This is a genomic window from Mesorhizobium sp. M1143 (genome assembly GCF_040318435.1).
GTDB lineage: Bacteria > Pseudomonadota > Alphaproteobacteria > Rhizobiales > Rhizobiaceae > Mesorhizobium.
The window spans coordinates 21,249-45,898 of record NZ_JAMYMJ010000039.1; the positions used below are offsets into that span (position 1 = coordinate 21,249).

The 24,650-nt window shown below is 63.9% G+C and carries 19 protein-coding genes; 10 read left to right on the plus strand and 9 right to left on the minus strand.

Translation table 11 applies throughout. The features are described 5' to 3' along the window. Positions 1 to 43 precede the first annotated feature (43 nt). From NKH35_RS22650 to NKH35_RS22675, 6 genes are all read right to left on the minus strand, one after another. Positions 44 to 1,051, minus strand: coding sequence for an NAD-dependent epimerase/dehydratase family protein (locus tag NKH35_RS22650; protein WP_352916501.1), 1,008 nt, complete (start codon positions 1,049 to 1,051; stop codon positions 44 to 46). Then, positions 1,048 to 1,491 (minus strand): EamA family transporter, encoded by a 444-nt coding sequence (locus NKH35_RS22655; protein ID WP_352500482.1) that lies wholly within the window; start codon positions 1,489 to 1,491, stop codon positions 1,048 to 1,050. Before NKH35_RS22655 ends, NKH35_RS22650 begins: the two co-directional genes overlap by 4 nt. 124 nt (positions 1,492 to 1,615) lie before the next feature. Continuing rightward, the gene (locus NKH35_RS22660) at positions 1,616 to 2,968 is read right to left on the minus strand and encodes an FAD-binding oxidoreductase (protein ID WP_352916503.1); all 1,353 of its coding nucleotides are present in this window, start codon (positions 2,966 to 2,968) and stop codon (positions 1,616 to 1,618) included. A gap of 3 nt (positions 2,969 to 2,971) precedes the next feature. After that, the gene (locus NKH35_RS22665; RefSeq protein ID WP_352916505.1) at positions 2,972 to 4,405 is read right to left on the minus strand and encodes a UbiA family prenyltransferase; all 1,434 of its coding nucleotides are present in this window, start codon (positions 4,403 to 4,405) and stop codon (positions 2,972 to 2,974) included. Between the two features lie 206 nt (positions 4,406 to 4,611). Next, complete coding sequence (locus NKH35_RS22670; RefSeq protein WP_023670370.1) at positions 4,612 to 4,875, minus strand: hypothetical protein; 264 nt, start codon at positions 4,873 to 4,875, stop codon at positions 4,612 to 4,614. A gap of 145 nt (positions 4,876 to 5,020) precedes the next feature. Continuing rightward, positions 5,021 to 7,510: a mechanosensitive ion channel family protein gene (locus NKH35_RS22675; protein ID WP_023750170.1), complete on the minus strand. Its 2,490-nt coding sequence runs from the start codon at positions 7,508 to 7,510 to the stop codon at positions 5,021 to 5,023. 318 nt (positions 7,511 to 7,828) lie between these two features. Between NKH35_RS22675 and NKH35_RS22680 the strand changes: the two genes are divergently transcribed. The 5 genes from NKH35_RS22680 to NKH35_RS22700 all read left to right on the plus strand — a co-directional run bounded on the left by NKH35_RS22680 (position 7,829) and on the right by NKH35_RS22700 (position 14,592). Then, positions 7,829 to 9,088, plus strand: a complete 1,260-nt coding sequence (locus tag NKH35_RS22680) for a sarcosine oxidase subunit beta family protein (RefSeq protein ID WP_352916507.1) — start codon at positions 7,829 to 7,831, stop codon at positions 9,086 to 9,088. Between the two features lie 11 nt (positions 9,089 to 9,099). Beyond that, the gene (locus tag NKH35_RS22685) at positions 9,100 to 9,396 is read left to right on the plus strand and encodes a sarcosine oxidase subunit delta (RefSeq protein WP_352497862.1); all 297 of its coding nucleotides are present in this window, start codon (positions 9,100 to 9,102) and stop codon (positions 9,394 to 9,396) included. Beyond that, a complete protein-coding gene (locus NKH35_RS22690) occupies positions 9,393 to 12,386 on the plus strand; it encodes a sarcosine oxidase subunit alpha (RefSeq protein ID WP_352916509.1) in 2,994 nt (997 codons plus the stop codon). Before NKH35_RS22685 ends, NKH35_RS22690 begins: the two co-directional genes overlap by 4 nt. Beyond that, positions 12,379 to 12,996, plus strand: coding sequence for a sarcosine oxidase subunit gamma (locus NKH35_RS22695; protein ID WP_352916511.1), 618 nt, complete (start codon positions 12,379 to 12,381; stop codon positions 12,994 to 12,996). The genes NKH35_RS22690 and NKH35_RS22695 overlap by 8 nt, the downstream gene beginning before the upstream one ends. Before the next feature lie 153 nt (positions 12,997 to 13,149). Further along, positions 13,150 to 14,592 (plus strand): MFS transporter, encoded by a 1,443-nt coding sequence (locus tag NKH35_RS22700; RefSeq protein WP_352916513.1) that lies wholly within the window; start codon positions 13,150 to 13,152, stop codon positions 14,590 to 14,592. Positions 14,593 to 14,610: 18 nt separating this feature from the next. Here NKH35_RS22700 and NKH35_RS22705 read toward each other — a convergent pair whose 3' ends face one another. Further along, complete coding sequence (locus NKH35_RS22705) at positions 14,611 to 15,315, minus strand: nitroreductase (protein ID WP_023700347.1); 705 nt, start codon at positions 15,313 to 15,315, stop codon at positions 14,611 to 14,613. A gap of 282 nt (positions 15,316 to 15,597) precedes the next feature. On the opposite strand from NKH35_RS22705, the gene NKH35_RS22710 reads away from it, so the two are divergent. From NKH35_RS22710 to NKH35_RS22730, 5 genes are read left to right on the plus strand one after another with little or no spacing between them, the layout of a single operon-like run. Continuing rightward, entirely contained in the window at positions 15,598 to 16,140 is a 543-nt protein-coding gene (locus NKH35_RS22710; protein ID WP_023815506.1) for a helix-turn-helix domain-containing protein, read from the plus strand. A gap of 16 nt (positions 16,141 to 16,156) precedes the next feature. After that, complete coding sequence (locus NKH35_RS22715; protein ID WP_352765413.1) at positions 16,157 to 18,610, plus strand: GcvT family protein; 2,454 nt, start codon at positions 16,157 to 16,159, stop codon at positions 18,608 to 18,610. After that, the gene (locus tag NKH35_RS22720) at positions 18,607 to 19,506 is read left to right on the plus strand and encodes a homocysteine S-methyltransferase family protein (protein ID WP_352765415.1); all 900 of its coding nucleotides are present in this window, start codon (positions 18,607 to 18,609) and stop codon (positions 19,504 to 19,506) included. The genes NKH35_RS22715 and NKH35_RS22720 overlap by 4 nt, the downstream gene beginning before the upstream one ends. After that, positions 19,506 to 20,687 carry a pyridoxal phosphate-dependent aminotransferase gene (locus NKH35_RS22725; protein ID WP_352765416.1) on the plus strand — a complete coding sequence of 394 codons (1,182 nt, stop codon included), beginning with the start codon at positions 19,506 to 19,508 and terminating at the stop codon, positions 20,685 to 20,687. The genes NKH35_RS22720 and NKH35_RS22725 overlap by 1 nt, the downstream gene beginning before the upstream one ends. Next, a complete protein-coding gene (locus NKH35_RS22730) occupies positions 20,684 to 23,131 on the plus strand; it encodes a GcvT family protein (RefSeq protein WP_352916516.1) in 2,448 nt (815 codons plus the stop codon). The genes NKH35_RS22725 and NKH35_RS22730 overlap by 4 nt, the downstream gene beginning before the upstream one ends. 166 nt (positions 23,132 to 23,297) lie before the next feature. Here NKH35_RS22730 and NKH35_RS22735 read toward each other — a convergent pair whose 3' ends face one another. Together NKH35_RS22735 and NKH35_RS22740 are read right to left on the minus strand one after the other, a co-directional pair. Then, positions 23,298 to 23,879: an NAD(P)H-dependent oxidoreductase gene (locus tag NKH35_RS22735; RefSeq protein WP_352859307.1), complete on the minus strand. Its 582-nt coding sequence runs from the start codon at positions 23,877 to 23,879 to the stop codon at positions 23,298 to 23,300. Continuing rightward, positions 23,879 to 24,460: an NAD(P)H-dependent oxidoreductase gene (locus NKH35_RS22740; protein ID WP_352859309.1), complete on the minus strand. Its 582-nt coding sequence runs from the start codon at positions 24,458 to 24,460 to the stop codon at positions 23,879 to 23,881. The genes NKH35_RS22735 and NKH35_RS22740 overlap by 1 nt, the downstream gene beginning before the upstream one ends. Positions 24,461 to 24,650 lie beyond the last annotated feature (190 nt).

Here is a 24,650-nt window from a genome sequence, read left to right on the forward strand (position 1 = left end):
CTTAGCCATGACGGTCATTTCGGAGTTCTCCTGGTCGTCCCACTTATTCGGCGGGGGCATGATTGGCGGTGACGGCAAGCCCGTCTTTCTTGGCGCGGTATTCGCTGTAGGCGGCGATCAGCATGTCTTCGTCGCGATATTGCGGCACCCAGCCGAGCTGGCGCTCGGCCTTGGATACGTCGAGCACGCACTCCTCATCGGCGATCAGATATTGTTCGGGATCCATGATCGGCATGTTCATGAGATCGAGCAGGTCGAGGGTGCGCTTGACCGCCCAGCCCGGCGTCGGGATCAGCAGCGATTTCGAGCCGGCATGCTTGATCAGGTCGCCCAGCAATTTCTTCACCGGCGGCGGATTGAGGGAGCCCAGATTATAGGCCTGATTGGGCACGCCTGCCTTCCAGGCCGCGCGGGCAGCTTCCGCGCAATCGAACACCGAGATGAACTGATAGGGGTTCTTGCCCGAGCCGATCATCGGCACAGGAAAATTCCAGTCGACCAGTTTGAACAGCTTTTCCAGGATCCCGAGCCGGCCGGGACCGATGATCAGACGCGGGCGAAACAGCGAGATCGACATGCCGCGCTTGCGCCATTGAGCGGCGAGCTCCTCGGTCTTCTGCTTCGACCAGCCATATTCGCCGAGCGGCGCGACCGGGTGCTCCTCGGTCATCGGCTGGGTGACCGTGTGGCCGTAGATCATGTCGGTGGTGTAGTGGACGAGCTTGGACGCGCCGGCCTTGTCCATCGCCTGCATGATGTGTTCGGTGCCGTGGAAATTCACCGGAAAGAAGAAGTCGTGACGCTTGGCCCGCACCTGGATCGGCGACAGCATTTTGGCCGACAGGTTGTAGACCATGTCGTCGGCCTTCAATCCGATGTTGGCCACCGAGGCCGTATCCGTGACATCGCAGGTGACGAAGCGAACGTTGCGATAGTGCGTCAGGTCGCTCTTGACGATGTCGGCAACGACAACCTCTTCACCATCGGCCACAAGCTTCGGGGCAAGATGACGGCCGACGAAGCCGTCGCCGCCGAAAATAACATGTCTCATCGAACGATCTCGCTGGTCTTGTCGGGGATGATGGAAGCGGTTTGGTCGTCATGCCCGCTCCCGCCCAAGTCTCGACCGCTTTGCGCGATCAGCACGGTGCCGATGCAGATGAAGGCGATGCCGGCAATGCGCCAGGCATTGAGGTCCTCGCGGAAGATGAAATAGGCGAAGATCGCAACCGCGACATAGGCAAGGCTGAGGAACGGATACGCAAAGCTGAGCTCGACCTTGGACAGCACATAGAGATGCGAAGCCATCGAGATGACGAAGGTGCACAGACCGAGAAACACCCATGGGCTGAAAACGACCTGCAACAGCCTCAACAGCGGATTGGTGCCTTCGAACGAAATCGGCCCGAGTGACATCATGCCTTGCTTCAGCATCAGCTGCGCGGCGGCATTGGTCATGACCGTGAACAGAATGAAGACGATGTATTTCATACTTTGCACCCGCCACTCGCAACGGTCCTATTACGAACCTGCAAACATTTCATGAAGTCACGACAATGCTTTGAGTAAACCACGGAACTTACGATCTATTCACCATGACTTATTCGGATTGTACCTATTCAGCTGCCTCGACACGCCCTGGCCGGACGTTGAGCTTTTTCGCCGTCCGCAGCCAGAAACTGGACACGAACGCCGGGTCGCGCAGCGCTTCAAGCCGCTGCCAATTCGGGAAGGAGGCCGCGAAAGTATCAGCGCCCATGCGCGCATCCTTGTACGGGTTGACCGCGCCGCCGGCCGCGACCGTGATGCGGTCGAGTTCGCTGAGCAGGGCCAGCGTCCTGTCGCCGCGATTGGGGAAATCCAGCGTCAACGTGAAGCCTGGCCGCGGAAAGGACAGCAGCCCCGGCGAGCGGATCGAGCCGAAGCGCTTCAACACCGTGAGGAAAGAGCCCTGCCCGGCCCGACGCGCCTCGTCGAGCAGCGCCGGCACGGTCTCACGCGCGACATTTTCCGGCACCACGCTCTGGTGCTGGTAGAGACCTTTCGGACCATACAGCCGATTCCAGTCGCCGACACCATCAAGCGGAAAGAAAAAGCCCTGGTAGCCGGTTTGGCTCGGCCCCGGCGAGCTCCCCTTCTTCCACCGATAGGCGGCGTTGAAGGCGGTGAGGAACGGCCGGTTGAGCACATTGAACGGCGGCTGGAACGGCACTGAAAAACGGGAGCCGGCGCGAGACGCCGCATGCGAGCCATACTCGGCATGATTGCCTGTCAACAACAGGCCGCGCCCGCGGCCATGGCCCCCGGCAAGCTGGTCGATCCAGGCGACGGCATATTCATTGGCCTGGTCGGCGGCCTCGGCCAGTTCGAAGAATTCGCTAAGATCGGCAAACCGCGTTACCTTCTCGGCGATATCGAGCGAATGCACCCGCATCAGCCGGATCGAGGCCGACAGGATCAGGCCGGTCAGCCCCATGCCGCCGATCGTCGCCGCAAACAGCCTTGCATTGTCGGTTGCCGAGCAGGTGTAGGTCCGCCCGTCCGAGCGCAGCAGGGTGAGAGACTCGACATGGCAGCCGAAAGTGCCGCGCCGGTGATGGTTCTTGCCATGAACGTCATTGGCGATCGCGCCGCCAAGGGTGACGAACTGGGTGCCTGGGACCACAGTCGGAAAGAAACCGTAAGGTGCAGTGTGCGCAATGATATCGGAGAGGAACACGCCGGCCTCCGCCTCGAGCAGGCCGGTCTCGGCATTGAAGGCGCCGATGCGGTTCAGCGGCCGCATGTCCACGACCGCACCTGGCTCGTTCTGGCAGGAATCACCGTAGGAGCGGCCATTGCCATAGGCGAGCAGAGCGTTCTTTGTCGCCTTGCCGCTTCGCATCAGCGCGATGGCATCGTCGGCCGCGATGGCTCGCTTTGCGGCCGGCGTGGCGAAGCCAAAACTCCGGTACCGTTCGCCGGCCATGCCCTACCAGTCTCCCGCGACCAGAAGGGCGGCGCCGATCACCACGACGATCTGGCTTCGCCAGTCGCGAATGATGAAGATGACCGGATCATCATTCATCTCGTTGCGGCGCGCCAGGATCCAGACCCGCATGGTCAAATACAGCACGATCGGCGCCAGCGGCCAGACCAGCCAGGGATGCGGATAGAGTTCGCGCACGGAGACGCTGTCCATGTAGAGCGCCAGCACCAGCGCCGAGGAGAAGGCCGACGCCATGCCCGCCTGGGCGACGATCTCCTGATCTTCGATGCGGTAGCCGCGACCGGCAATGCGCTCGCCCACCGGAATGGCTGTGGTGCGCAGTTCGACATAGCGCTTCACCAGCGCCAGCGACAGGAAGAAGAAAATCGAGAAGGCAAGCAGCCAGAACGAGACTTCGACCCCGGTCGCCGCAGCACCTGCCAGCACACGCACTGTGTAGAGCCCCGCCAGCGTCAGTACGTCGGCCAGGAGCATGCGCTTGAACGACAGCGAATAGGCTGTGGTCACCACCAGATAGCCGGCGAGCACGCCCAGGAACTCGGTCGGCAACAGAAGCCCGGCGGCAATGCCGATCGCCAGCAGCACCGCCATCGCGCCGAGACCGAACGGGATCGACAAAGCGCCGCTGGCGAAAGGCCGGTTGCGTTTGGTCGGGTGCTTGCGGTCAAGCGCAAGGTCGAAGAAATCGTTGAGGATGTAGATGGCGGAAGCCACGGCGCTGAAGGCGACGAACGCCAGCAGGCATTGCCAGATCATGTTGATGTTGAAGTATTCATGCGACAGCACCATCGGCACCGCTATCAGCGAATTCTTCAGCCACTGGTGCACCCGCAGCATCTTGACGAATGTCTTCAATGTCCTTTTCGGCGCCGGCATCCTTTCGGCGCTATGCGCGGCCTGCCAGCGCCTCGCATGGCGGTCGGGCGCCACGACGATGGCGTTGCGTGCGGCTCCGAAAACCTTGAGGTCGTGCCGGCTGTTGCCGGCATAGTCGAAACCGCCGTCGCCATAGGCGGCGATGAGCGCGTCGCGCTTGCGGCCCGAGGTCATGTTGTGGGGACCGTCGGTCGCCAGCACATAGTCGAAGACGCCCAGATGCGCGGCGATTGTCTCGGCGAACTTGCGTGGCGTACCGGTCGCCAGCACGATCTTGCGTCCGTCGCGATGGTCGGCGCGCAGCCGCTGCAGCAGCGCTTCGCGATAGGGCAGCGAGGCCGGATCGATGTCGATGCGGTCAGCAATCGCTTGTTTCAGCCGCGCCGGGCCGGCGGCCAGCCAGAATGGAACCAGGAAAACATAGAGCGGATTCTTCTTAAGCAGGATGAACAGGCCTTCCCAAAGAAGATCGGTCGCAATCAGCGTGCCGTCGAGGTCGACCGCAAGCGGGATTGCGTTCTTGTCCGACCGCGCATCCATATCTTTCCTGCCCAGCTCAAAAACCCGTCGCGCCACGTTTCGGCGTCTTGGTATCCGGCATAGCGAGCAACGGCGCAACGAACGTTAAAACGTCTGGTTGCAACGGATATGCGCCGGGGTATTTCCCTCGTCATCGTTAAGCAACCGTTGCCGTAGACGAGAAAAGGCCGGGCATTGCCCGGCCTCTACTACATTTGCCTGCCGACTTACTTGATGCGGGCAACGCCACCCGAGATTTCGACCGTTTCCGAGCCGGTCAGGGCCTCGAGGTCACCATTGGGCAAGGTGACAAAACAGCCGTTCGGGCAGAATTCCACGGTTTCGCCAGCGGCCAGCGCCAACTCCGTCTTGCCGCCGCCTTCCGTCACGATCAGCGTACGGGTCTCAGCATCCTTGTTGACCGCGCTGGCGGCAAAGGCCGAGCCACTCGCTGCGGTAAGAGCGATGGCGACGACGAGCGACTTCCACATTTTGCAATATCGGTGTTTCCACACCGCCTCTGTTGCATTTCGCAAGGCATTCTCGCCCTTGCATGTGAGCTTATATGAGATGCAAGCTGAACCGCAACTGAATGCCGCATTCATGCCGCAATTGGTTTGGGAAGAGCTTGGGGCCTTAGCTGGGATCGGGTTTGCGGGCCTTGCGACCAGTTTTGGCCAGCCGCTTCGCCTCGGCGGCGGCTCTGGCCTCCGCCTGCTCCTTCTCGGCGAACTCGACCTCGATCTTGTCGTCGTCGATCGGCCATGCGTCGGTCTTCTTGACCTTGACCTCGGCGCGCGGCGTCGAGGGGATTTCTATGTGCTCGGCGTCAAAAGCATCGAGAACGGCAAAGCGGATATCGTTCTGAACGATGGCGCCGTTCAGCACATCGGCCAGGAACACGCGGATCTCGAACTCGAGTGCTGCCGGCCCGAAATTGGTGAACAGCACGAAGGGTTCCGGGTTCTTCAGCACCAGCGCATGGCCGCGCGCAATCTCAAGCAGAACCGCGTGTACCCGCTTGACGTCGCTGCCATAGGCGACCCCGACCTTGATCTCCACACGTCCGAGCTTGTTGCGGTGCGTCCAGTTGCCGACGGCGTTGTTGATGAGGTTCGAATTGGGCAGGATCACCGATTGCCGCTGGAAGGTCTCGATTTCGGTGGCGCGCACGCTGATCTTCTTGACCGTGCCTGATGTGTCGCCGGCGACGATCCAGTCGCCGACCTTGAACGGCCGCTCGGCGAGCAGGATCAGGCCGGACACGAAGTTGGACACGACATTCTGCAGGCCAAAGCCGATACCCAGCGAAAGTGCGCCGGCAACAAGCGCCAGGTTGGAGAGATCGATGCCCGCCGCCGAGATGCCGACGAGCCCAGCGAGCGCGACGCCGGCATAGCCGACCGCCAGCCGGATCGAGTTGCGCACGCCGGTATCGACCTTGCCGCGCGCCATTACCGAGCCGTCGAGCCAGCCCTGGAACCAGCGGGTCAGGAAATAGCCGATGATGAAGACGACGATGCCGGTGAGGATGCCGGTGACCGAAATCGTCACCGAACCGACGGTGACGCCTGTCGCCAATTTATAGCCCCAGGCCTGGATATCGCCGGGCTGGAAGCCCCACATCAACAGGATCAGCGGCAGGAACACCAGCACGATCATCAGGTTGATGGCGACGCTGACGACGAGGCCGAGTTGGTCGAGCGCGGTGTCCTCATAGCTGGAATTGGTCTTCAGCCAGCGCCCGATGGACGTGCCGGCGAAACCACCCTCCTCGCCGATCTCGCGCGCCGACAGGAAGCCGATATAGGCGGTGAGCAGGATGGTGCCGGTGACCACGACCTGCAACGAGACGAAGATGGCAAGACCGATATAGCCGAACAGCGCCGCCGCAATCGTGAACAGGCCGAGCGCGACACAGGTGTAGCGCAGCCAGGCCGGCCAGGGGCGCCAGCGCCCGTCGGCGTCCTTGTAAGGCTTCAGCAGCGCCATCAGGATCAGGATGACGCCCACGATGACGGTGGCGACAAAACTCCTGGCCACCGTCAGCGACAGGGGCGAGCCCATCTTGTCGTTGACGATCGACAGGAAATTGTTGATGCCGATGACGACTGCCATGGCCGTCGTCAGTCGCACCAGCCAACGCGCCGGGCCGGTCTCGACCTGGATCAGGCGCCAGTTCGGCATGCTGGGCGACAGCGCCGCATTGGTCAGGCGGTTGACACAGAACACTATGGCGATGACGGCTGCCAGAGCGTTGAGGAACACGCCTATGTCGCCGCGCAGCACATTGTAGTAATTGTACAGGAACACCGTCGAGGCGAGGAAGGCGCTGACCGCCAGCGTCGGCAGCAAGGTCGACCAGAACGCCACCGACAGGCGACTGAGATATGTCGGATCTTCAACCGACGCGTCGGGCTCGAAGATGCGCCCAAACAGGCGGCGCCCACCGACCAGAAGCACCACGGCCAACGCAAGCGCCATGAGGGTCGCCGCGAGCATCGCCTGGAACTTGAACTTGAAGGCAAAGCTCAGCCACGACGACACCGCCCTGTAAAAATTGGCGTATTCGTCCCTTGCGTCGGAAAACACCTGCGGGCTCAGTGCATCGGACAGCACGTAGCGCTTGGTCAGCCCGCTGCGAAACAGCTCGCTGCGCATGTTGCCGATCTTCTCGATCAGCGCATTGATGCGGATCGACAGGTTCTGCGCGCCGGCGATGACGGCGTTGATCTCCGCCTTTTCCGACGCCAGCGCCTGGCGCTCGCCGGTCACGATGTCCGGTTCAGGCGGCTGTCCGGCAGCCGGCGGTGCGCCAAGCTGCTCGAGCCTCGAATTGATCTCTCCCAGCCGCGAACGAAACGCCAGCGCGCTGTTCAGCGCAGCGCGCGACAGCTCTTCCAGCTGCAGGCGGATCTCGACAAGGGTGGTGTCGTCGACGCCGTCCTCCTGGACTTTCTTCTCCAGAGCGTCGGTCTTCGTCGCCAAACCCTGCAGGATTTTCTGCTGGTCGGCGACCAGCCCGGCAGGCGCCTGGCCCAGCCCCTGCGCCATGGCGCCGAACGAATGCGGCGCCAAGGCAACGAGCGCTAGGACCAGGATCAGGCGAAAGAAGCGAAAAAACATAATGGTGGCGACTCAAAGGGCGGCAAAGGCCGCCTCTAAAGCGGTCCTTGATAGAGACGCTCATCCCGTGGGGCAAGTCGTGGCGAAGTCATCGCAGTTGGGCGCCTTGCGGGAGTCGGCCAGTCGAAAAGCCATGGCGCAATCTTGGCTTTGCGCCCGCCGCCTGCTCTATAGTCTGCCGCATCGCGCCGAGCCGGAAGGTTTCAGGTCTGTCCGACCTGAAACCTTCCGGCTCTAGAAATCAAAGATATAGAGCATGATGTCGTCCGAAAACCGCTTCACACTTTTCGGCATCATGCTCTAGGGATGACATGAAGAATGGCGGAATATTCAGCCCTTTCGCTTCTCACGAACGCGCTCAAGGGAAACAAGGACTGGAAGCCGGCCTGGCGCAAGCCCGACCCCAAGGCTTCCTATGACGTCATCATCATCGGTGGCGGCGGCCACGGCCTGTCGACGGCGTACTATCTGGCCAAGGAGCACGGCATCACCAATGTCGCGGTGCTGGAAAAGGGCTGGCTGGGTTCCGGCAATGTCGGCCGTAACACCACTGCGGTGCGCTCCAACTACCTTTTGCCGTCCAACACCCGCTTCTACGAACATTCGATGAAGATGTGGGAGAACCTTTCGCACGACCTCAACTACAACGTCATGTTCTCGCAGCGCGGCTGCCTGAATCTGGCTCACACGCCGGGCCAGTTCGACGACTTGGCAAGGCGCGGCAACGCCATGCGCCACCTCGGCGTCGATGCCGAGCTGATGAGCACCGCCGAGATCGCGCGCCTGATCCCGGCGCTGGACATGTCGGCCTCCGCGCGCTTTCCCATCGTCGGCGGCCTGATGCAGCCGCGCGCCGGCACCGCCCGTCACGATGCGGTTGCCTGGGGCTATGCCCGCGGCGCCGACCGACGCGGCGTCGACATCGTCGAGAATTGCGAGGTCACCGGCTTCCTGCGCGACGGCGACCGCATCACCGGCGTGCAGACGACGCGCGGAGAGATCCGCGGCAAGAAAGTCGCCGTGGCCGTTGCCGGCAGCACCGGACGGGTGATGCAGCTTGCCGGCATCGACAGGATGCCGATCGAGAGCCATGTGCTGCAGGCCTTCGTCACCGAATCGCTGAAACCTTTCGTCGACACGGTGCTGACCTTCGGCATGGGTCATTTCTACATGTCGCAGTCCGACAAGGGCGGCCTCGTCTACGGCGGTGACATCGACGGCTACAACAGCTACGCTCAGCGCGGCAACCTGCCCATCGTCGATGAGGTGATGAGCGAGATGCTGGCGCTGTTTCCCGGCCTTGCGCGTGTACGCATGCTGCGCTCCTGGGGCGGCGTCTGCGACATGTCGATGGACGGTTCGCCGATCATCACCACCGGCCCGCTGCCCGGCATGTATCTCAACTGCGGCTGGTGCTATGGGGGCTTCAAGGCCACGCCGGCCTCGGGCTGGTGCTTCGCATACACCATCGCCAAGGACGAACCGCACGCGTTCAACGCGCCGTTCACGCTCGACCGTTTTTATCGCGGCCTGGTGATTGACGACAAGGGCCAGGGCGCAACGCCCCGGCTGCATTAGGGTTCAAACAAATGCTTATCACTTGTCCCTATTGCGGCCCGCGCGACGTCATCGAGTTCACCTATCAGGGCGACGGCAACCGCGAGCGCCCGCAGCCCGCCTCGCAGGACCTCGACGCCTGGAACGCCTATGTCTACGATCGGCTGAACCCGGCCGGCGACCACAATGAGATCTGGCAGCATTCGGGCGGCTGCCGCACCCATCTGAGGATGGTGCGCAACACGGTCACGCATGAGATTTCCAGCACCGGTTTCGCCCGCGGCGACCACAATGCCGCCGCCCGGCACAAGGCCGGAGACAAGTCGTGAGCCCGCGCCGCACCGAGACCGGCGGCCGCGTCGACCGCATGCGCACCATCCGCTTCACCTTCGACGGCACGCCCTACACCGGCCATGGCGGCGACACGCTGGCCTCGGCGCTGCTTGCCAACGGCGTCACGCTTTTCGGCCGCTCGTTCAAATACCACCGCCCGCGCGGCCTGCTCTCGGCCGGCGTCGAGGAACCGAACGCGCTGGTGACGGTGCTGCGCGGCGAAGTGCGCGAGCCCAACATCGCCGCAACCATGGTCGAGATCTATGACGGGCTGGTGGCCGTCAGCCAGAACCGCTTTCCCTCGCTCGCCTGGGACGTCAACGCCATCAACCAGCTCGGCGGCAAGCTCCTGGCCGCCGGCTTCTACTACAAGACCTTCATGGGTCCGGTCTTCGGCCCGCTGAAGGGCACCAGATTCTGGATGTTCTGCGAGCATTTCATCCGCCGCGCCGCCGGCCTGGGCCGCGCCGGTATTGCCGCCGACACCTCGCGCTACGAGCGCATGAACGCGTTTTGCGACGTGCTGGTGGTCGGCTCCGGCCCGGCCGGCCTGTCAGCCGCCAAGGCCGCTGCCGACCAGGGCGCTCGCGTCATCCTGGCCGAGCTCGAACCGCGTTTCGGCGGCTCGGCCAACTGGTCCGGCGAGGCCATCGACGGCGCGCCGGCCGCCGACTGGGCGGCGCGCGCCGTCAGCCAGCTCGAAGGCCATGACACGGTCCGCCTGCTGCCGCGCACCACGGTGTGGGGCTATTACGACGGCAACACGCTAGCCGCGCTCGAGCGCGTCACCGACCACAAGGAAACGCCCGGCAAGGGCGAGCCGCGCCATCGCTACTGGGCGATCCGCGCCAAGACGGTGGTGCTGGCCACCGGCTCTTTCGAGCGGCCGCTTGTGTTCCCCGGCAATGACCGGCCGGGCGTCATGCTGGCGCATGCCGCCGAGCGCTATGCTAACGATTATGGCGTGCTGCCCGGCGACAGGATCGCGCTGTTCACCAACAATGACAGCGCCTATCGCTCGGCGCTGGCGCTGAGGAAGGCCGGGGCGGCTATTGTCGCCATCGTCGATGTGCGCCCCGAGCTTTCGGCTGAAATGCGCAGCCTCGCCACCGAGGCCGAAGCCGAAATCCTCTCCGGCCATGCCGTGGTCGCCACCGAAGGCGGCAAGGCGCTCTCCGGCCTCAAGGTGCAGCGCTTCGACATGACCTCGGGCGCGCTCAGCGGTGACGCCCGCAGCATCCACGCCGATAGCCTGCTGATGTCGGGCGGCTGGTCGCCGACCATCCACCTCGCCAGCCAGGCTGGCGCGAGAGCCGAGTGGAATCCCGCCCGCCAGGCCTTCCTGCCGCCGAAACCGACTCGGCAATGGATTGGCGCCGGCGCTTTCAACGGCAGCTTTTCGACCGTCGAAGCCATCACTGAGGGCCGTGCAGCCGGCCTGTCCGCCGCGGGCGGAGCGGCTGCGCCGGCAGCCTTGCCGGATGTCGAAGCAGCCCCGGGAAACCCAGATCCGGCGCCGGTGTTCGAGATCAAAGCCAAGGGAAAAAGCTTCGTCGACTTCCAGCATGACGTGACTGCCGAAGACGTGCGGCTGGCGCATCGCGAAGGTTTTGTCTCCGTCGAGCATCTGAAGCGCTACACCACGCTCGGCATGGCGACCGACCAGGGCAAGAACTCCAACGTCCCGGGGCTCGCCATCATGGCCGAGGCGCTGGGCAAACCGATCCCCGAAGTCGGCACGACGCGCTTCCGCCCACCCTATTCCGCGGTGTCGATCGGCTCGCTCGCCGCCGAGCGTTTCGGCGATTTGAAGCCCGAGCGGCTGACGCCGATGCATGATTGGCACCTCGCCAATGGTGCGACCCTATATTCGGCCGGCCTTTGGTTCCGACCGATGATCTACGGCCTTGCCGGCGAGACGGTCGAGCAGGCTTATGTCCGTGAAGCCAGGGCGACGCGCGAAAGCGCCGGCATCGTCGACGTCTCGACGCTGGGCAAGATCGCCGTTCAGGGGCCGGATGCGGGCGAATTCCTCGACCGCGTCTACACCAACATGTTTTCCACCCTCCCCGTCGGCAAGGCCCGCTACGGCCTGATGCTGCGCGAGGACGGGCTGGCCTTCGACGACGGCACCACATGGCGGCTTGGCGAACAGGATTTCCTGATGACGACCACCACGGCCAACGCCGGCAAGGTGATGCAGCATCTGGAATATTTCCTCGACGTCATCTGGCCGGAACTCAAAGTGCATGTCACCTCGGTAACCGACGAATGGGCGGGCGCGGCCATCGGCGGGCCGAAGGCGCGGGCCATCCTCGCCGCCTGTGTCACCGGCACCGCCGTCGACAACACAGCCCTGCCCTTCATGGGCATCGTGCGCGGCGAGATATCAGGCGTGCCGGTGATGATTTGCCGGCTGTCCTTCTCCGGAGAAATGGCCTTCGAGGTCTATTGCGGCGCCGGCTACGGCACCCATGTCTGGGAAGCCCTTATCGAAGCCGGCAAGCCGTTCGCCCTGGTCACCTACGGGCTGGAGGCGTTGGGCACGATGCGCATCGAAAAGGGCCATGTCACCGGCGCGGAGATCGACGGGCGCACCACGGCGCGCGACCTGCATCTCGACTGGATGCTGTCGAAGAAGAAGCCGTTCATCGGCTCGGCGATGATGGACCGCGAAGGCCTGATCGCGCCCGAGCGGCTGCAACTGGTCGGCCTGGTCTCGCTCGACAACCGGCCGTTCAATGGCGGCGCCCACCTCGTCGAGCAACTGGACGAAGCCAATCCGCACGATTCCATCGGCCACATCACCGCCTGCTGCTATTCGCCGGCGCTGGGCAAGCACATCGCGCTGGCCCTGGTCGAAGGCGGCAAGGCGCGCCATGGTACCCGGGCATTCGTCTCCGATCCGCTGCGCAAGCGGTTCGGGCCCGTCGAGATCGTCTCCAACCATTTCTACGACCCGGACGGGAGCCGCATGCATGGCTGAGCGCCAATCACCCGAACGCCAATCACCCGAGCGCCTCTCGCCGCTCAAGCCGGTGTTCCATCCGGGTTCGCACGGCAATTTCGAGCATGGCGTCGATGTCATCCTGACCGAGACCAGGCCGGGCTCGATCCTGCAGCTGGCCGCATGGCCGGGCGCGGAAAAGCAGCTGATCGAAGCGATCCGGAAGGTCACCGGCCTCGATTTGCCCGATGGCGCGGGCGGCGGTCTCGCCAAGGACGGCAAGGCCGTGTTCGGTTTCGCGCCTGGAAAATTCACCGTCGTCGACGATGCCGAGGGCCTGGCGGCGAGTTTTGCCGGGGACGTAACCCCGGTAATCGGCACGATCACCGACCTGTCGCATGGCCGCACCGCTATCCGCATCGCCGGCCCTAAGGCCGAATGGGTGCTGGCGAAATTCTTCGCCATCGACTTTGCGCTGCCCGCCTTCCCCATAGGCTCCGGCCGTTCGACCACCCATCACGACGTCTTTGCGCAGATCCAGCGCACCGGCGCCGACCAGTTCGACATCTATGTCTTCCGCTCCTTCGCCCGCTCGTTCTGGAAGGCGCTCTGCCATGCCAGCGAGGAGGTCGGCTACGAGGTTCAGTAGGGCCGACAGCCGTTCTGGCCTCAAGGCCAGTCGGTTCTGCCGCTAGAGAATGCTCCAATGGAAGCCCATGGTGGGGAACGTGGCCCAACCGGCCCAGGGGATTGCAAAGATCCCGTCTCAGAGTCGGCATCGTCGTTTGGTTCGAACATCCCCATGACCGCAGAACTATCCGCCGGCGCCACGGATTGCGCCGATGTGTCGGCTAGAGCCTTGCTCCTGCTGCCGCTGACGGTCGCCTGCGGCGTGTTCATGACCAGCCTCGACCAGAATGTCGTGGTCACCGCCCTGCCCGGCATCAGCGACAGCCTCGGCCGGCCGCCGAGCCAGCTCGGCCTGTTGATCACCGTCTATGTCGCCAGCCTGATCATCTCGATGCCGCTCGGCGGCTGGGCGGCCGACCGCTTCGGCTTGCGCAACGTTTACTGCTTCGCCTTGCTGGTGTTCGCCGCGTCATCGGCGCTGTGCGGATTGTCCAACGACATCTGGACGCTGGTCGGCGCCCGCGCGCTGCAAGGCTTCGGCGGCGCCTTGATGGGGACGCTCGGCCAGGTCGTCATCCTGTCGACCTTCCCGCGCAGCCGCACGCTGAAGATCAACATGTATATTTCGCTGGCCGGCCAGTCCGGACCGCTGGTCGGCCCGCTCGTCGGCGGCGCGCTGACGACTTATATCTCCTGGCGCTGGATCTTCTTCATCAACGTGCCGTTCGCGCTGGCGGCGGCCGTTCTTGCCGCCTCGCTGTTTCCGACTGTTACCAAACCGGTGCGCACGCCGTTCGATTTTCCGGGCTTCCTGCTGGTCGGCGGCGGCATGGTCCTGCTGGTCTTCGGCATGGATTCGCTTGCGGCCAAAGACGCCGCCGGCAGCATGATCGCGGCCGAGCTGGCGCTGGCGATCGTCATCCTGACGCTTGCCTCCTTCTACTGCCTGCGCGCCCGCAACCCCTTGCTTGACCTGAAACTCCTGCGCATCCGCACCTTTCGCATCTCCTTCCTCACCGGTGGTGGGCTGGACACGATCGGCCTGAGCTCGGTCGTTTTTCTTTTGCCGCTGATGTTCCAGCTCGGCTTAGGCATGAGCGCGGTGCAGGCGGGATCGCTGACTTTCGTTGCCGCAATCGGCTCGCTGATCATGCGTGTCTTCATGCCGCGCCTGCTCAACCGCTTCGGCTTTCGCCGCGTGCTGGTCGTCAACACGCCGATCGTTGCTGCCATGGTAGCGGGCTTCGCCTTGATAGAGGCAACCACGCCGGTCTGGATCGTGCTTGCCTATATCTTTGCCTTCGGTGTCCTGCGCTCGGCGCAGTGGGCGTCGACCGGCAATCTCGCCTATTCCGACATCGCGCCCGACCAGCTCGCCCGCTTCAGCGCGCTCTACTACATACTGTGGCAGCTAGGGGTGGCGATCAGCGTCGGCCTGGCGGCGGCGCTGCTGTCGTTCCTGGCCGGCGGCGGGCCGGCGGTGACCAACGATTTCCGCATCCTGTTCGTGGTCGAGGGCGTCATCACGCTCTGCGCGCTGATCGCCTATCTCAGACTGACACCGCAGGACGGCGCCCATGTCAGCGGCCATGGCGCGCAGATGAACGTGGAATAAGGCGCCGTTAGCCGAGCCCTATTCGCTGAACGTCACCCACTCTTCCAGCGGCACGCGGTCGGTGCGGAAGTCGTTTTCGGGCTTGGAGGTGTCCTCGAGGCCTAGCGCCATGCCGCAGACGACGATCTCCTCGTCGGGAATGTTGAGCACCGGCCGGATCTGCCGGTGATAGGGCGCGAAGGCGGCCTGCGGGCAGGTGTGCAGGCCCCTGCCTCGCGCCGCCACCATGATGTTCTGCAGGAACATTCCGTAGTCGATCCACGAGCCTTGGTTCAGCCGCCGGTCTATGGTGAAGATCATGCCGACCGGCGCGTCGAAGAAGACGAAGTTGCGGTCGTGCTGGGCGCGCATCTTGTCGACCTCGCGGCGACCGATGCCGAGTGCCCCGTAGAGCCCGAAACCGTTGGCGCGGCGGCGGGTGAGATACGGCTCGAAGAACTGGGTGGGGTAATAGCGATACTCGTCCCAATCGGCCTTTTCGGCGCGGATACCGGAATTCAGGATGGCATCGGTGATCTGCTGCTTGACCTCGCCCTTGACGACATAGACCCGCCAGGGCTGCATATTGGTGCCCGAAGGCGCGCGCGCGGCGACGCCAAGAATGGCTCGGATCGTCTCGTCATCGACCATGTCGGGCAGGAAGGCGCGCACTGAACGGCGCGAGATGATCGCCTCGTCGACAACAGCCGCGTTATGCGCTGCCAGGCCGTTTTTTTCCAGCATGGGCCGTCCCTTTGCGCACACTTCGAAAGCCGAACCGGCTATCGGAGAAGACCTTGCGCAGATTTCAATCCTTGGTCGCCGACCCGCATTCCCACACCCGCCGCTCGTGCCAGAGCCTTTGCATGAACCGCCAAAATGGCGCAAGCAAATCTTGTGTGCCCATGAAAATCCGCTTGATTTTTTCACGGACATGAGCTCTCATGAAATTCATTTCCAGATTTTCATCAAGTGAGCGTTTTGGCCCCAGCTATTTCCAAAACATTGCAGGGACCTGACGAGCGCCTGCTGGCGAGCGACATCCGTGCGCTGCGCAAGGCGCGCGGGCTGACGCTGGCTGAGATCGCGCTGAAGCTTGGCCGCTCTGTCGGCTGGGTCAGCCAGGTCGAGCGCGGCCTGTCTATCCCTTCACTTGGCGACCTCAGGGCCTTCGCAGACCTGTTCGGCGTGCCGCTCAGCCTGTTCTTCAGCCACGACGTGCCGATCGAAAAGGAGCGCGGCGTTGTCGTGCGCGCCGGCAGCCGGCGCACGCTTGGCACAAGCGAATCTGGCCTGGTGGAGGAGCTTCTGTCGCCCGATCTCGGCGGTAGTTTCGAGATGGTGCGTTCGATCTTCGCGCCGGGCGCCGAGATGAAGAGCGAGCAGCTGCGGCCGACCGAGGAAGCCGGCTACATCGCCTCTGGCATTTTCGAGATCGAGATCGCCGGCGTCTGGCACCGTCTTGTCGAAGGCGATTCCTTCCGCTTCGAGCGCAAGCCATACCGCTGGCGCAATCCCGGCAGCGAGCCGGCCGTGGTCATCTGGGTGGTTTCGCCGCCTGTCTACTGAACGAGGGGTTTCTAATATGGCCGGTTTGCCGACCACGGCACGCGTGGTGATCATCGGAGGCGGTGTCGTCGGCACCTCCTCGCTCTACCACCTTTGCAAGGCGGGCTGGACCGATTGCGTGCTTTTGGAAAAGAACGAGCTGACATCGGGCTCGACCTGGCATGCCGCCGGCAATGTGCCGACCTTCTCGTCGTCCTGGTCGCTGATGAACATGCAGCGCTATTCGACCGAGCTCTATCGCGGCTTGGCTGATGCCGTCGACTATCCCATGAACTACCACATTACCGGCTCGCTGCGGCTCGCCCACACCAAGGAGCGCATGCAGGAGTTCCAGCGCGCCAAGGGCATGGGCCGCTACCAGGGCATGGACATCGACATTGTCGGCCCTGATGAGATCAAGCGCCGCTATCCCTTCATCGAGACGCATGAATTGAAAGGCGCGCTCTATGATCCAAACGACGGCGACATCGACCCCGCGCAGCTGACGCAGGCACTTGCCAAGGGTGCGCGCGACATGGGGGCAAAGATCATCCGCTTCTGCCCGACCACGGGCGTGCGCCGTGAGAACGACGGATGGGTGGTTGTCACCCCGCAAGGCGAAATCCGCTGCGAGATCGTCGTCAACGCCGCCGGCTACCGAGCCGCGGAAGTCGGCAAAATGTTCGGCCGCGACGTCCCGATGATGGTGATGAGCCATCAGTACATCTTGTTCGAGGAAATCCCCGAACTGGTGGCCTGGTCGAAGGAGCAGGGCAAGAAACTGCCGCTGCTGCGCGACGTCGACACCTCCTACTATCTGCGCCAGGAAAAGAACGGCATGAATCTCGGCCCCTATGAGCGCAATTGCCGCGCGCATTGGGCGACCCACAACGACCCGATGCCGGAGGATTTTTCCTTCCAGCTATTCCCCGACGATCTCGACCGTCTCGAGCACTACCTTGCCGATGCCGTCGCCCGCGTGCCGATCCTGGGCACTGCCGGCCTGTCCAAGGTGATCAACGGGCCGATCCCTTACGCGCCGGACGGCAATCCGCTGATCGGTCCGATGCCCGGCGTTCCCAACGCGTTCGAGGCCTGTGTCTTCACCTTCGGCATCGCCCAGGGCGGCGGCGCCGGCAAGGTGCTGGCCGAATGGGTTACGCAGGGCCAGACCGAATGGGACATGTGGTCTTGCGATCCGCGCCGTTTCACCAGCTTTGCGGCCGCCCCCGACTATAGCGTCGCCAAGGGCATGGAGATCTACGGCAACGAATACGCCATCCAGTTCCCGCGCCATGCCTGGCCGGCCGGGCGCGACCGCAAGCTGTCGCCGATCCACGATCGCATCAAGGCGCTCGGCGCCCAGTTCGACGCCTATAATGGCTGGGAGCGTGCCACCTGGTATGCGCAACCCGGTGACGACACGTCGGAAGAAGCAACACTCACCTTCCGCCGCGACGGGCCGTGGCAGCACCGCGTGCGCGAAGAATGCTTGGCGGTGCGCGACGCCGCCTGCATTCTCGACCTGCCCGGCTTCTCGCGCTTCAACCTCGAAGGTCCTGGCGCAGCCGAATGGCTGGCGCTGCAGGTCACCGGCCTGGTGCCCAAGCCGGGCCGCATCGGCCTCGCCTATTTCGCCGACGACAAGGGCCGCATCGTCACCGAGATGTCGGTGGTGCGCCATGCCGAAGAGCAGATGACGCTGATCACCGCGGCGGTAGCGCAGTGGCACGATTTCGAATGGCTGAAGTCGCGCCTGCCGAAAGACGCAGCTTTCACCCTCACCGACAGGACCGAAGACTATTCGACGCAAATTCTCGCCGGTCCCAATTCGCGCAAGATCCTGGCCGAAGTCTGTGGCGCGGATCTCTCGCTGCCCTGGCTGACGCATCAGGAAACCACCATCGCCGGCCGCTGGGCGAAGCTGGTGCGGGTATCCTTCGCCGGCGAACTCGGCTGGGAAATCCACACCAAGGTGGGAGACACCGCCGCCATCTTCGACGCCATCTGGGCGGCGGGACAAAAACACGGTCTGAAACCGTTCGGCATGTATGCGCTGGATTCGCTGCGCCTCGAAAAGGGCTACCGGACCTGGAAGGGCGACCTGTCGACCGACTATACGGTCCTGCAGGGCGGGCTCGAGCGCTTCGTAAAATGGGACAAGCCCGACTTCCGCGGCAAGGCAGCCCTGCAGAACGAAAAGCAGCAAGGCGTAAAGAAGCGCTTCGTCACGCTGGTGGTCGAAAACCCCGGCGATTGCGACGCGCCGTCCGTGTCGACGCTCTGGCATGACGGCAAGATCGTTGGCGAGACGACGTCCGGCGGATGGGGGCATCGCATCGACAAATCGATCGCGCTCGGCATGCTGCGCGCCGACCTGGCTGAACCCGATACCGCGATCGAGATTGAAATTTTTGGCGATCGTTTCAGGGCGGTCGTGCAGAAAGACGAGCCGCTGTGGGATCCGAAAAACGAAAGACTGAGAGCATGAAGAAAGTCATTCTCACCGATGGCGGCATGGGCCAGGAACTGGTCCGCCGCAGCAGCTCCGAGCCGACGCCGCTCTGGTCGGCCAGGGTGCTGATCGACGAGCCGGATCTGGTGCGTGACCTGCATGCCGAATTCATCCGGGCCGGCGCTCGCGTCATCACTATCAACACCTATTCGGCAACGCCGGAGCGGCTCGCGCGGGAAGGAGCAGAAGACCTCTTCAAGCCCTTGCAGAAGCGCGGCATCGAATTGGCAAGACAGGCACGCGACGAGGCAGGCGATGCAGCGATCGCCGGCTGCCTGTCACCGCTGTTCGGCAGCTATGCGCCGGCGCTGACCATATCGTTCGAGGAGACGCTGGACATCTATCGCCGCATCGTCGCCGAGCAGGCCGATGGCGTCGACCTGTTCCTGTGCGAGACCATGGCCTCAGCCGAGGAAGGCCGTGCGGCCGTTACCGCTGCGTCGGAAAGCGGCAAACCTGTCTGGGTGTCTTGGACGCTCGCCGATCACGGCGCGCCGCGGCTGCGCAGCGGCGAAACAATAGCGGCAGCGGCGGACGCCCTCGACGGCCTGACGGTTGCAGCGCGCCTGGTGAATTGCTGCCGGCCAGAAGCGATCGCCGCGGCACTGCCCGAATTGATTGCTCTCGGCGGCCCGGTCGGCGCCTATGCCAACGGCTTCACCTCTGTCGAAGCGCTCAAGCATGGCGGAACGGTCGAAGTGCTGCACGCCCGCCACGACCTTGATCCGGATGCCTATGCCGACCAGGCGCTCGGCTGGGTCGCCGCCGGCGCCACCATCGTCGGCGGATGCTGCGAAGTCGGCCCGGCCCACATCGCTGCCTTGCGCGACCAGCTCGAACAGGCCGGCCGCGAAATCTCGGGAGTATCCTGATGCCCAGACCGTCATCGCGCATTTCCGGCATCGTGCCTTCGGGCAAAGATGGCTGGGAGGTCCACACCGAGGCCTGGGCCCGCAAGGAGGCCGGCCAGGACATCATCATGCTGTCGGTCGGCGACCATGATTTCGATACGCCGAGCCAGACGATCGAAGCCTGCGTGACGGCGGTTCGCGGCAGCAACCATCACTACACCCCGCTTCCCGGCGTTCCGCGCCTGCGCAGGGCGATGGCGGCGGCCTCGACCGCTTGCACCGGGGTCGAGACGGCGCCTGACCAAGTCATCGCCACGCCGGGCGGCCAGGCCGCCCTTTACGCTGCCGTGCAGGCCGTTCTCGACCAGGGCGACCACGCCATCGTGGTGGCGCCCTACTACGCGACTTATCCCAACACGTTCAGCGCCGCCGGCGCCAGCTTCACCGTCGTCGAGACGCCGGCCGAAGACGGTTTCCAGCCGCACGCCGAGATGATCCGCGCTGCGCTCAAGCCCAACACGCGCGCCATTTTGATCAACACGCCGAACAACCCGACCGGCGCCGTCTATTCGCGTGAGCGTCTGGAAGAGCTGGCCGAGATCTGCCGCGAGCACGATCTTTGGCTGCTGTCGGACGAGGTCTACTGGACGCTAGGTGGCGGCGAGCACATCTCGCCGCGCGGCCTGCCCGGCATGGCGGAGCGCACGCTGGTCATCAATTCGATGTCCAAGAGCCATGGCATGACCGGCTGGCGCATGGGCTGGCTGACTGGCCCGGCGCAGATGATCACGCTGTTGACCAATCTCAATCTGGTGACGACCTACGGCCTGCCGGCCTTCATCTCGATCGCCTGCGCCGAGGCGCTGGAGAACCGCTATGGCGTGAAAGAGATCGCCGAACGCTATGCGGCGCGCCGCACCGTCCTGCTCGACGCCGTGCGCGGCATGAACAATGTCAGCGTGCACGGCTCGGAGGGCGGCATGTATGTCATGCTCGACATCTCCGCCGTCGAGCCCGACGACGAGAAATTCGCCTGGGCCTTTCTCGACCAGGAGAGTGTCGGCGTCATGCCGGGTTCCAGCTTCGGCAAGGCCGCTGCCGGCCACATCCGCATCAGCCTCTGCCAACCGGAACCGGTGCTTCAGGAAGCCGCAAAACGCCTGCGCCGCTTCGCATCCGGCTATCGCCGCGAGGCCGCATGACCAGAAGCATTCCCACCAAGGCCCGCGCGGTTATTATCGGCGGCGGTGTCTCCGGCTGTTCGGTCGCCTACCACCTGGCCAAGCTCGGCTGGACCGACATCGTGCTGCTGGAACGCAAGCAGCTGACCTCGGGCACGACCTGGCACGCCGCCGGCCTGATCGGCCAGCTGCGCGGCTCGCAGAACATGACGCGGCTGGCGAAATATTCGGCCGACCTCTACGTCAAGCTGGAGGCCGAAACCGAAGTCGGCACCGGCATGCGCCAGGTCGGCTCGATCACCGTGGCGCTGACTGAGGAGCGCAAGCACGAGATTTACCGGCAGGCCTCGCTCGCCCGCGCCTTCGATGTCGATGTGCGCGAGATTTCGCCTGGTGAAGTCAAGGAGATGTACCCGCATCTCAACGTGTCCGATGTGGTCGGCGCCGTGCATCTGCCGCTCGACGGCCAGTGCGATCCCGCCAACATCGCCATGGCGCTGGCCAAGGGCGCCCGCCAGCGTGGCGCCGCCATCGTCGAGAATGTGAAGGTCACCAAGGTCCACACCAAGGCCGGTCGCGTCACCGGTGTGTCGTGGGCGCAAGGCGAGGATCAGGGAACGATCGAGGCCGACATCGTCGTCAACTGCGCCGGCATGTGGGCGCGCGAGCTCGGGGCCCAGAACGGCGTCACCATCCCGCTGCATGCCTGCGAACATTTTTATCTCGTCACCGAGCCGATCCCCGGGCTCGGTCGTCTACCGGTGCTGCGCGTTCCCGATGAATGCGCCTACTACAAGGAAGACGCCGGCAAGATGATGCTCGGCGCCTTCGAGCCGGTGGCCAAGCCCTGGGGGATGGACGGCATAAGCGAGGATTTCTGCTTCGACCAGTTGCCGGAGGACATGGAGCATTTCGAGCCGATCCTCGAAATGGGCGTCAACCGCATGCCGATGCTGGCAACCGCCGGCATTCACACCTTCTTCAACGGCCCCGAAAGCTTTACCCCCGACGACCGCTACTATCTCGGCGAGGCCCCGGAACTCCGTGGCTACTGGATGGCGACCGGCTACAATTCCATCGGCATCGTCTCGTCCGGCGGCGCCGGCATGGCGCTGGCGCAGTGGATCAATGACGGCGAAGCGCCCTTCGACCTCTGGGAAGTCGACATCCGCCGCGCCCAGCCATTCCAGAAGAACCGTAGGTATCTCAAGGAGCGTGTCTCCGAAACACTCGGCCTGCTCTATGCGGATCACTTCCCCTACCGGCAGATGGCAACGTCCAGGAATGTCAGGCGCTCGCCTTTGCACGAGCATCTGAAGGCGCGCGGCGCCGTGTTCGGCGAAGTCGCCGGCTGGGAGCGCGCAAACTGGTTCGCCCGCGAGGGACAGGAGCGCGAATACCGCTATTCCTGGAAGCGGCAGAACTGGTTCGACAACCAGCGCGAGGAGCACCTGGCGGTCCGCAACAAGGTCGGCCTGTTCGACATGACCTCGTTCGGCAAGATCCGTGTCGAAGGCCGCGACGCCTGTGCCCTCCTGCAAAGGCTGTGCGCCAACGATATGGACGTGGCGCCGGGCAAGATCGTCTACACCCAGATGCTCAACCAGCGCGGCGGTATCGAAAGCGACCTAACGGTGTCGCGGCTATCTGAGACCGCCTACTTCCTCGTCGTGCCGGGCGCGACGCTGCAGCGCGATCTCGCCTGGCTGCGCCGGCATGTCGGCGACGAATTCGTCGTCATCACGGATGTCACAGCAGCTGAGGCGGTGCTCTGCCTGATGGGTCCGGATGCGCGAAAGCTGATCCAGAAGGTCAGCCCTAATGATTTCTCCAACGAGAACAATCCGTTCGGCACCTTCCAGGAGATTGAGATTGGCATGGGCCTCGCGCGCGCCCACCGCGTCACCTATGTCGGCGAACTCGGCTGGGAGCTTTATGTCTCGACCGACCAGGCGGCACACGTCTTCGAGGCAATCGACGAGGCGGGGGCGGATGTCGGCCTGAAACTTTGCGGACTGCATACGCTCGATTCCTGCCGCATCGAAAAGGCGTTTCGGCATTTCGGCCATGACATCACCAACGAGGACAATGTGCTGGAGGCCGGCCTCGGCTTTGCGGTCAAAACCGCCAAGGGCGAGTTCATCGGCCGCGATGCGGTGCTGAAGAGAAAAGAAGCCGGCCTGTCGCGCCGGCTGGTGCAGTTCCGTTTGAAAGACTCTGAACCCCTGCTCTTCCACAACGAGGCGATCCTGCGCGACGGCAAGATCGTCGGCCCGATCACATCGGGGAATTACGGCCACCATCTCGGCGGCGCGATCGGACTGGGCTATGTGCCCTGCCAGGGCGAGAGCGAGGCGGATGTGCTGGCCTCGTCCTACGAGATCGAGATCGCCGGCGAGCGTTTTGCGGCGGAAGCATCGCTGAAGCCGATGTACGATCCCAAGGCGGAACGGACGAGGATGTAGCACTTTTACCCTCCCCTTGTGGGGAGGGTCGGCTCGCAGTCGGAGCGAAGCGGCGATTGCGAGACGGGGTGGGGGTGCGCCCTACGAGGCCCCCACCCCGCTTCGCAAAAGCCGCCTTGCGGCATTTGCTGCGCGACCCTCCCCACAAGGGGGAGGGTGAAGAAGCTCAAAACCGCTCCAGCTTCGCCCGCACCTTCCCCAGAAACGCCGCCCTCGTCCTTGGCGTCGAGGCGTCCATCAGGTAGTGCGCCAGGAAAAACGTCCGGCAGCGGCGGGCGCACAGCGCGCGCATACCGCGCAGCAAGGTCTTGCGGCCGGGCTGGCCGACGACGACGCTCCACCAGGTCGGCGCGCCGCAGGTGGTGATGACGCCGACCCTGGTGACATGTGTCATCAGCGACGTGATGCGCCCCTTGCCCAGCTTGAAGGCGACATCGGTCGCCCAGACCCGGTCGAGCCAGCCCTTCAGCATGGCCGGCAGCCCGTACCACCAGGTCGGATAGATGAACAGGATCGCCTCAGCCCAGGCGAGATGCTCGAAATGCGGTTTTAGGGCCGGATCCTCCGGCGCCCGCTCATTGTAGGCGCGTCGCTCTTCGCAGCCCATCACCGGATCGAATTTCTCCGCATAGAGGTCGAGCAGCCGCACCTCCCAGCCGCGTGCCTTCAGCACATCGACGGCGGCATCTCTGATGGCGGCGCAAAAGCTTTCGGGCACCGGATGGCAATAGACCACCAGCACGCGCATCAAAAAGTATCCATCCCGGCCGCGACCTTGGCCATGAAGGCCGCGCGGGTCTTCTCGGTCGACAGGTTCATCGAATAATGCGCGAGGTAGGACACCGAGGCGCCGGGCCTGATCGTCGCGCGCAGCATCCGCTTGACCAATCTGCGTGGCGGATCGCCCATCAGCATGGCGCGGAAGCGGCTGCCGCCATAGGTGGTGACGGCGGTCAGCTTGCGGATGTTGTGGAGCGACGGCTGCGCCTTGCCGTCGGCCAATTTGAACGACACGCCGGGCAGAAACACGCGGTCGAAAAAGCCTTTCAGGATGGCCGGGAAGCCGTAGTTCCAGACGGGATATGACAGCACCAGCGCCTCGGCCTTGAGCAGCCGCTCGACATAGGGCGCGGCCGGGTCCGCAGGGCTGCGTTGGTTATGATAATCCAGCCTCTCCCCGCGCGTCAGCCTGGGGTCGAAATCCTCGGCATAGAGATCGCAATCGTCGACCTCATGGCCGGCGGCCGTCAGCCGCTCGACGATCGTGCGGTGCAGACCTGCATTGAAGCTGGTCTCCACCGGGTGTGCGTAGAGGACGAGGACTTTCATGGGGAAATACTTGCGAGGTGGGCGCGAGGCACCCCCCTCTGCCCTGCCGGGCATCTCCCCCGCAAGGGGGGAGATTGGCAGCTTCTGCGCCGCGCCTTTCCTTTCGACGTTGTAGATAGGCTAAAGCGGCGGAGCGAATAATCTCCCCCCTTGAGGGGGGTGAGAAGTGGTCGGCGAAGCCGATGGGAAG